Origin of the sequence: Paenibacillus sp. AR247, assembly GCF_002968895.1 — a bacterium.
GTDB lineage: Bacteria > Bacillota > Bacilli > Paenibacillales > Paenibacillaceae > Paenibacillus_AQ > Paenibacillus_AQ favisporus.
This window is the reverse complement of record NZ_PCZT01000009.1, coordinates 728,742-736,625: the sequence shown is the minus strand read 5'-3', so window position 1 is coordinate 736,625 and position 7,884 is coordinate 728,742. Positions and strand designations below refer to the sequence as shown.

Sequence of the window (7,884 nt, the reverse complement as noted above, 5' to 3'; positions counted from 1 at the left end):
AGCGGCGCCGCCCGGGTGGACGGCCGTGCCCTGCGCGACGCTTTGATTCGGTCTGCCCAAAGGCACGGGGCTGTTGTGATTCACGGGGATGCGAAGCTTCTGGCGGATGGGAACCGGGTGAGCGGAGTATCGGTCGGACCCGACGAATATGCAGCGGACCGCACGATCGTCTGTGCAGGGGCGTGGGCCGGACAGCTTCTGCAGCCGCTCGGTGTCCGCTTTAACGTCCGTTACCAAAAGGCGCAAATCATGCACCTCCAGCTCGAGAATCATGAGGATACAGGTATATGGCCAGTCGTCATACCGCCTTCTGATCAGTATTTGCTGGCTTTCGACGAGCAGAAGATCGTGATCGGGGCAACGCATGAAAATGACGTGGAAGGCTACGATACAAGAACAACAGCGGGTGGTATGCAGGAGATTTTGAATAAAGGATTAACCTTGGCACCCGGATTGGCGGACGGCACCTTTCAGGAGGTCAGAGTCGGATTCCGTCCGTTCACCTCTGATTTTTTGCCAGTGCTTGGAGCCGTTCCGGGCTGGAGCGGCCTGCTCGCGGCGAACGGGCTCGGTGCATCCGGCTTGACGATGGGGCCTTTTATCGGCTATCAGTTAGCTAAGCTGGCGCAAGGCGTGGAGCTTGATATCGACATACACGATTACGATATCCGCAAAGCCATTGATGAGGGTTCGTTAACCGAATCGTAACCCGAACGTAACCCTCATGGATCGCCATTCTTCTACAATAGAAATGACATCTATACATATAAATACGTCTCCAATGGCGTATATAAAGGAGAATGATCCATGAAGAAACGGTTGAAGGTGTTCATTGCGGTGAGTTCGGCATTTGTCATTCTGTCGGGCTCTGCGCTGGCGGCGTCGGCCGGGCCGCGGATTTTTATCAATGGGGCGGAATTCGCCAACACTTTTATGAAATTGAAAATCGAAAACGGAACCGCCATGGTCTCGCTGCGGGCCATCGTGGAGCAGCTGAAAGGCGAAGTGGAGTACAAGAGCGACGGCATTCATGTGTCATTGCCCGAGGCGAGCAAGCTCTCCCAGCAAGTGAGCGGCTTCATGAACGCCTTGCAGGCCGATACGCCGGAAGATGCCGCCAAGACCTGGATCCGCGGTGTCCAGAAGCGCAGCGGACCGATGCAGTACGCGGTGATGACTCCCGCGCTGCAGGCCAAAACCAAACAGCAGTTTGAGGACAATTTCTGGGTTACCGGGGGTTCCAGTCCTCATATGGGCACGGTAACCAATATGACTACCAAGACATTGTCGGACGGCAAAGTGCAAATCTCCTTCGATTACCCGCTGGTGACATCCGCTGGCGTGGAAGGCACAGGCAAAGCAATGCTCACGATTGAGAAGGGGTTTGGATCCGCTGATGACCAATGGGCGATCTCGTCCATTTGGCTGAAAGATCCCGGCGATACCGGGCTCATGATCGGCGTGGATTAGGGATTTTTCGAAAGCTCGCTTGATAGCGGGCTTTTTTTCTTGGTTTATCGTTTGCCCGGCAACCAATATACATCGTCTATTTCCCATTAAACTGCATAAAATCCGGCTATTTTTCCCATCGTAAGAACATATTCAAACATGTCGGATTCTTAAGCAGGAGGCAAAAAGATGGCGCAGCAGCAGGAACGGGAGCATTGGCTGGCACTCATCAAAAAGGGAACAAATCATCGGCGATCGCTATGCTCGGCAATGCGGTCATCGCTGCAGCCAAAGGGTGGGGGCCTCTTTAAGCGGCAGCGGGGCGATGTTTGCATCGGCGATGCACTCGCTTGCGGACTGTGTAAACCAAGGGTTTGTGTTTGCCGGAAGCGTGCTTGCGGAAAGAAAGCCCAACCGTAAATTTCCGACCGGATTCGGCCGTGTGATCAACATTTTTTGCATGGTCGCCGTCATTGTAGTGACGATTATGGCTTATGAAACAATTCGGGAAGGATGGCATTTGATTCATCATCCGGCCAAAGCGGGCGGAGCTTTTTGGATTAACGTGGGTGCGCTTATTCTGAACCTGGTGATCGATGGCGCGATTTTATTTAAGGTGATGAAGGAAATCGCCCGAGAAGCAAGGATCGAGGCCTCCGGGATCTCACTCATCCCTATGGCCTTCAAGCATGTATCACGCTCTGCACCTCCGACGCGGCTGGTCTTTTATGAGGATTTGGTAGCGGTCACCGGTGCGTTTCTGGCTCTTGTCGCTGTTGTTGTCACGACATTTACCGCCTTTAAAGCACTGGACGGCATCGTGACCGTCATCATCGGTGTGTTGATGGTGGCCGTGGCTTTTCGTGTAGGCTATGATAATATGGTCGGACTAATCGGTGTGGCCGCGCCCCGCGACGTGGCGGAGAAGGTGTCGTCCATCATTTTGTCCGATCAGGATGTCACCGACATCAACGGTCTGCGGATTATCCAGGAAGGCCGATACTATCATGTGGATACGATGATCGAACTTCGGAGCGGCCTGTCGCTTGCCGATGCCGATGATATTAAGTTCCGCGTTCAGGACCAGCTCAGCTCGGATCCGGATATATCCGATGTCGTATTGGGCATCATCGAAGATAACGGTGTGAAAAATTGGACGCCGGAGCATTTGAATGAGTTTTCGTAATCGCTAGAATTAAGATATTGAAAAAGTCCGCAGAATGCGGGCTTTTTTGTGTTGGGCTGCACGAATCCGGATTGATGTCTGGGTGTCAAATGTGCCATATCTTGTGGCTTAAATGTCTAGATCATGCTATTTTCCTGACTTGATCATCAAGGTTTGACTGCATGCAACCGTTTAGAATATGGGACAGAGCAGGTTGAATCCAGAACAATTTGGCGTAACCGCTCTCATAGAGTCAAGTGTGGAATCATCACGATTAGGAGCTGAGTATCGATGCAGTATACCAACCCCGTCATTCCCGGGTTTCATCCGGATCCCAGCATCTGCCGGGTCGGTGACAATTATTATCTGGTCACTAGCACATTCGAGTATTTTCCGGGGGTGCCGATTTTTCACAGCAAAGATTTGGTGCATTGGCGGCAAATCGGGCATTGCCTGACGAACGAGCAGCAGCTGCCGCTGGCGGGTGCAGGCAGTTCAGGGGGCATTTACGCGCCAACCCTTCGCTACCATGACGGTATGTTTTATATGACAACGACCAATGTTAGCGGGATCGGGAATTTTTATGTGACCAGTGTTGAAGCAGCCGGACCCTGGTCCGATCCGATACCCGTTGCGCAGGGCGGAATCGATCCATCTTTGTTTTTCGATGAGGACGGCCGTGTGTATTTCCAGTCGACCCGAATGGGAGACGAGGGAGACGGGATTTATCAATGCGAAATCGATAAGGAATCCGGTGAGATGCTCACAGAAAGCCGCTTGATCTGGCAAGGAACCGGAGGGTCGCATCCCGAGGCGCCGCATCTCTATAAAATAGGGGAGTATTATTACTTGATGATCGCCGAAGGCGGAACGGAGTTCGGACATATGGTGACGATCGCCAGAAGCAACGATCCTTATGGACCTTATAATTCTTGCCCGCATAATCCGATTCTCTCGAACCGGAGCCTGAAAAGCACCATCCATGCAACAGGTCATGCCGATCTGGTACAAGCTCATGATGGAAGCTGGTGGGCGGTTTGTTTGGGGATCCGGCCACCGTCCTATCCGATGCGCCACCACCTGGGCCGGGAAGTGATGCTTGCGCCGGTAACCTGGACGACGGACGGTTGGCCGGTCATCGGAGCAGGCGGACACATCGAACCCATTATGGACTCGCCGAATTTGCCTGCCGTCCGCTGGGACGAGAAGCCGGCAAGGGATGACTTTGACGGCACGCAGCTTCAGTTGGAGTGGACCTTTTTGCGTAATCCCGTTCCCGGGAGCTGGTCTTTGGAGCGACGACCCGGGCACCTGGAACTTCGTGGAAATCGGACGACACTGTCAGACACCGGCTCTCCGGCATTTGTAGGACGCCGTCTGTGCCATTTTACCTGCAATATTTCGGCAGCCATGGAATATGAACCAGCCGGCGACGGGGAAGAAGCCGGATTAACCGTTTATATGAATGATAAGTATCACTATGATGTTGCCGTTACGTCAAGCAATGGAGTCAAGAAGTTACGGCTTCGGCGCACCGTCGGTTCCTTATGTGTGGAGAAGGAACATGCATGTCCGGCAGGGCCGCTGGAGTTGAAGATCGAGGTACAGCCTGACAAGTTCGTGTTTTATTACGGGCAGCCGGGAGCAGATCTTAATTGCTGTCGTTATAGCCGCATTCATATGAGATTTCGGTGATCGAAAGGTTCGTCTGCTTGAGCAGGATGCATGCCCGTTCCAGGCGAAGCCGCTGAAGATACGCCATCGGCGACGTCTGATAATATGCCCGAAAGATCCGGTTCAGGTGCCGTACGGAAATCCGGGACTTATCCGCGATTTCTTCCAGGGTCACCGGTTCGAGGTAGTGGTCTTCGATATAGGATACTGCATTTGCCAAATGCATCAGATTGCTCTCGACGCCCTGATCCTGGTGCTCATACAGCCTGGACAAGTATACGGCAAGCTCCATAAACCGTGACGCCAGCATCGTTTGGTAACCTTGGTGCCGATGGTGGTATTCGTCAATCATATCGGAAATAACCGAAGCCACATGTTCGAGATTGGACAGCGGAATATTGAGTTTACTTTCATAAGGATGCAGGTGACGATAAAGCGGTTCCAAAATAAAAAGCGCCTGAAATCCTTGAGACGCCCTTAAATCCGGGCCGGCATATTTCAGCATATCGGGTTTGAACATGATGTTGCAAATTTTAAAATCGTACGGATCCTTGTAGGCATGCTGCGTGGCGCCATTAATAACAAACACGTTGCCTTTTTTGATAAAAGAAGCCTCGTTGTTGACGATATGCGTAGCATGTCCGTTCAGTACGATCACCAGCTCGCAAAAGTCGATGTGCTTATGCAGCTGCATGTCTTCGTCATGACCTCCATACTGGATGAAAAACGGAAACTGCTCGTCGGTCGTAAACCAGTTTAAATACACGTTGATGCTCATGGAGGATCCCACCCGAAAAAGTATGGTTTGATGTCTATATCATCCTATAACCGCGACTTAAAAATCAAGGTTTGCCAGCAGATTACGAATTACAATGGCTATTAACCAAACCGGAAATCGGTAAAGGAGGGATGTTTTTCGAGGATATTTCCGAAAACGTTTTTACTTCACGCACATACGGAAGGATAACCGGGAGAGCTAAATCAACTATGCTAAACCCAAAAATGCAAACGCATTCTTAACAGAAATAAGGGGGAACGATGAATATGACAGGTACAGTTGGGAAAAAATTCGGGCTGCTTCTTCTTGCCGGCATGCTGTTCATTTCGGCAGGGTGCAGCAGTTCAGGGGATGGCAAGCCAGCCGGTTCGGCCGGCAGCACGCAGGATTCCAAATCAGACGATACGAGCCCGATCACATTTTCGTTTTTTGGGGCGGACGCGAGCTCGAACTGGAACAAAATGCAGGATGAGGTTGGCCAAGAAATCACCAAAAGGACAGGGGTGACCCTGGATGCGGAATTCGCCGTATCCGGCGCGGGAGCGGATAAAATATCGCTTATGGCGGCGAGCGGTGATTACCCGGATCTGATTTACGGCAAAGGCGATGTCGACAAATTGGTGGAAGCCGGGGCCATGATCGACCTGACCGATTTGATCGACAAGTATGCACCGAATCTGAAAAAGGTATACGGCAAGTATATGAACCGCCTGCCATACAGCAACGACGACAAATCTATCTATGTCATACCAAGTAACGCGGCTGTTGATCAGCAGGACTTTGACGCCGGCAGCGGCTTTGAAATCCAAAATGCGGTGCTGAAGGAACTGGGTTACCCGAAAGTCAGAACCGTCAAGGATTTTGAAAACGTTCTCCAGCAGTATAAGGATAAGCATCCGACAATTGACGGCAAGCCGACCATTCCGTTAACTTTGGACGCCGATGACTGGAGAATCATGATCACGGTCACGAACCCAGCAGTGTATGCTACCGGCCTCAAGGACGATGGTGAATACTACATTAATCCGGACACCTTTGAAGCCAAGCTGCACTATAAGCGGCCGGAGGAAAAGGAATACTTCCGCTGGCTGAACCATATGTACAATGTGGGGCTGCTGGATAAAGAAACGTTTGTCCAAAAGAGCGATCAGTATAAGTCCAAAATCGCCAGCGGCCGCGTCCTGGGTCTGATTGACGCCAAATGGGGATATGCGGAAGCCGAGAATGCCCTGAAGTCCAGCGGGAAGGCGGAACGCACCTACGCCCATTTTCCGGTGACTATGTCGGAAGAGTACAAGGATCATAACTTCCAGGATACCGGATTTATGTCCGGCTGGGGTGTTGGCATTACGACCGCATGCAAAGATCCCGTACGGGCGATCAAGTTCCTCGACTTCCTTGCATCGGACGAAGGACAGGTCCTGATCAACTGGGGGATTGAAGGCAAGCACTATAATGTGGTGGATGGCAAACGGGTCATTCCCCAAGAAGTGCTGGATAAGAAAGTGAATGATAACGCCAACTTTACGAAAACCACCGGTATTGGCTTGTACGGAAACATGTCGGCTCACTACGGTGACGGTGTCAAGGACGCCACAGGAAACTACTACACGACGAATTTTCCGGAACAAATTATCGCCTCATATACCAAGCCGGAAAAGGAAACGCTTGAGGCATACGGGGCAACCACCTGGAAAGACCTGTTCCCATCGAGCAAGGAATTTCCGGTCAAGCCGTGGGGTGCTGCCTGGAATATTGCGGCTCCGCAGGACGGCAATTATAATGTGATCTATCAGAAAACGCAGGATATTATCCGCAAACGGATTCCGGAAGCCGTTCTGGCAAAACCGGAGCAGTTCGACGCGATTTTTTGACGGCATGCTGAAGGAGCTCGACGACGCGGGCGCCGTGGAGATGGAAAAGCAATATACGGAGCTGGTCAAAGCGAGAGTGGAGCTGTGGAGCGGTAAATAAACGCAGAAGATGCACAAAAGGAGTCTTGAGCTCCTTCTGTGCATCTTCTGCGTTTAACATCTTACTTATCTGCAATTAACATCTTACATATCTGCGTTTAAAGCCGAGCTGTTGTTTATCCACCGCTTTTTGAATGCTTTCCAAAGCATTTAGGATGCTGCTTTTTTTATGATCGCGCTTCATTTCTACCGGACCGACTGCTTTTGCAGTCTCGACCGCTTTATCATGGAGCGGCAGATAGGATACGGCTACCGTGTATATAAAATTGTTCATCGCCGATTTTGTTCGTTCCGGAGCTTCGTGGATTGTCTTTGTCACCAATGCCAGCATATCCACGAGTTTGCTTTCGTCAAATTGAGTGTCCGGCCGGCTGCCTAGAAGCCAGCAATAACAGCTCCAGCCCGCCGACATTTTCAGCTCCTCACCACTTGCGATCCATTGATCGGCGACTTGCTGCGCAATATCGGTTTCCGCCAAGGTTACCGCCACCACGTAATCGGACAGCATATAAAAATAGGCCCCCTGAATCCAACGCTCAAAATCCTTCTCGGTCATCGCTTTCGGATCGGCAATGATGCCGGCAAAGTACATGGCGTCATAATTTCCTGTGGTGTACAGCTGCTCAGCCAACGATTGATCGATTTTGATCTTCTTGGCCATGGGTTTCATGGCACCTGTCGCTACGCCAAAAAGCGGTTCGTGTGCTCCATTGGACATATACTGCTTCTTGAGCCGTTCCTTGCCGAGAGCTTCGAGCTCCTGCATGACCTGTTCAAAATCCATGCTTTGACACCGCCTTCTTCAAATTGTTGCCGTATTTATTTTCCGCTTTTGCCGTTCCAAA

Annotated in this window: 6 protein-coding genes and 1 pseudogene; 5 read left to right on the top strand and 2 right to left on the bottom strand. The window is 51.3% G+C overall.

Annotation, left to right across the window (positions count from 1 at the left end):
• The 4 genes from CPT76_RS39480 to CPT76_RS11430 all read left to right on the top strand — a co-directional run.
• Positions 1 to 708 (top strand): NAD(P)/FAD-dependent oxidoreductase (locus tag CPT76_RS39480; RefSeq protein ID WP_258168316.1); only part of this gene is annotated, 708 nt, incomplete at its 5' end.
• Positions 709 to 807: 99 nt separating this feature from the next.
• Complete coding sequence (locus CPT76_RS11440) at positions 808 to 1,470, top strand: hypothetical protein (RefSeq protein WP_105443009.1); 663 nt, start codon at positions 808 to 810, stop codon at positions 1,468 to 1,470.
• 274 nt (positions 1,471 to 1,744) lie between these two features.
• Positions 1,745 to 2,635, top strand: a complete 891-nt coding sequence (locus tag CPT76_RS11435; protein WP_374954642.1) for a cation diffusion facilitator family transporter — start codon at positions 1,745 to 1,747, stop codon at positions 2,633 to 2,635.
• Positions 2,636 to 2,905: 270 nt separating this feature from the next.
• Positions 2,906 to 4,309 carry a glycoside hydrolase family 43 protein gene (locus CPT76_RS11430; RefSeq protein ID WP_105443008.1) on the top strand — a complete coding sequence of 468 codons (1,404 nt, stop codon included), beginning with the start codon at positions 2,906 to 2,908 and terminating at the stop codon, positions 4,307 to 4,309.
• On the opposite strand, the gene CPT76_RS11425 is transcribed toward CPT76_RS11430, so the two are convergent.
• Positions 4,266 to 5,066 carry a helix-turn-helix domain-containing protein gene (locus tag CPT76_RS11425; protein ID WP_105443007.1) on the bottom strand — a complete coding sequence of 267 codons (801 nt, stop codon included), beginning with the start codon at positions 5,064 to 5,066 and terminating at the stop codon, positions 4,266 to 4,268. The two genes, CPT76_RS11430 and CPT76_RS11425, sit on opposite strands and share 44 nt — an antisense overlap.
• A 260-nt stretch (positions 5,067 to 5,326) precedes the next feature.
• Here CPT76_RS11425 and CPT76_RS11420 point away from each other — a divergent pair.
• Positions 5,327 to 7,040 (top strand): annotated as a pseudogene (locus CPT76_RS11420) (ABC transporter substrate-binding protein).
• 75 nt (positions 7,041 to 7,115) lie between these two features.
• Here the strand turns inward: CPT76_RS11420 and CPT76_RS11415 are convergent.
• A complete protein-coding gene (locus CPT76_RS11415) occupies positions 7,116 to 7,823 on the bottom strand; it encodes a DNA alkylation repair protein (protein WP_105443006.1) in 708 nt (235 codons plus the stop codon).
• Positions 7,824 to 7,884: the final 61 nt, after the last annotated feature.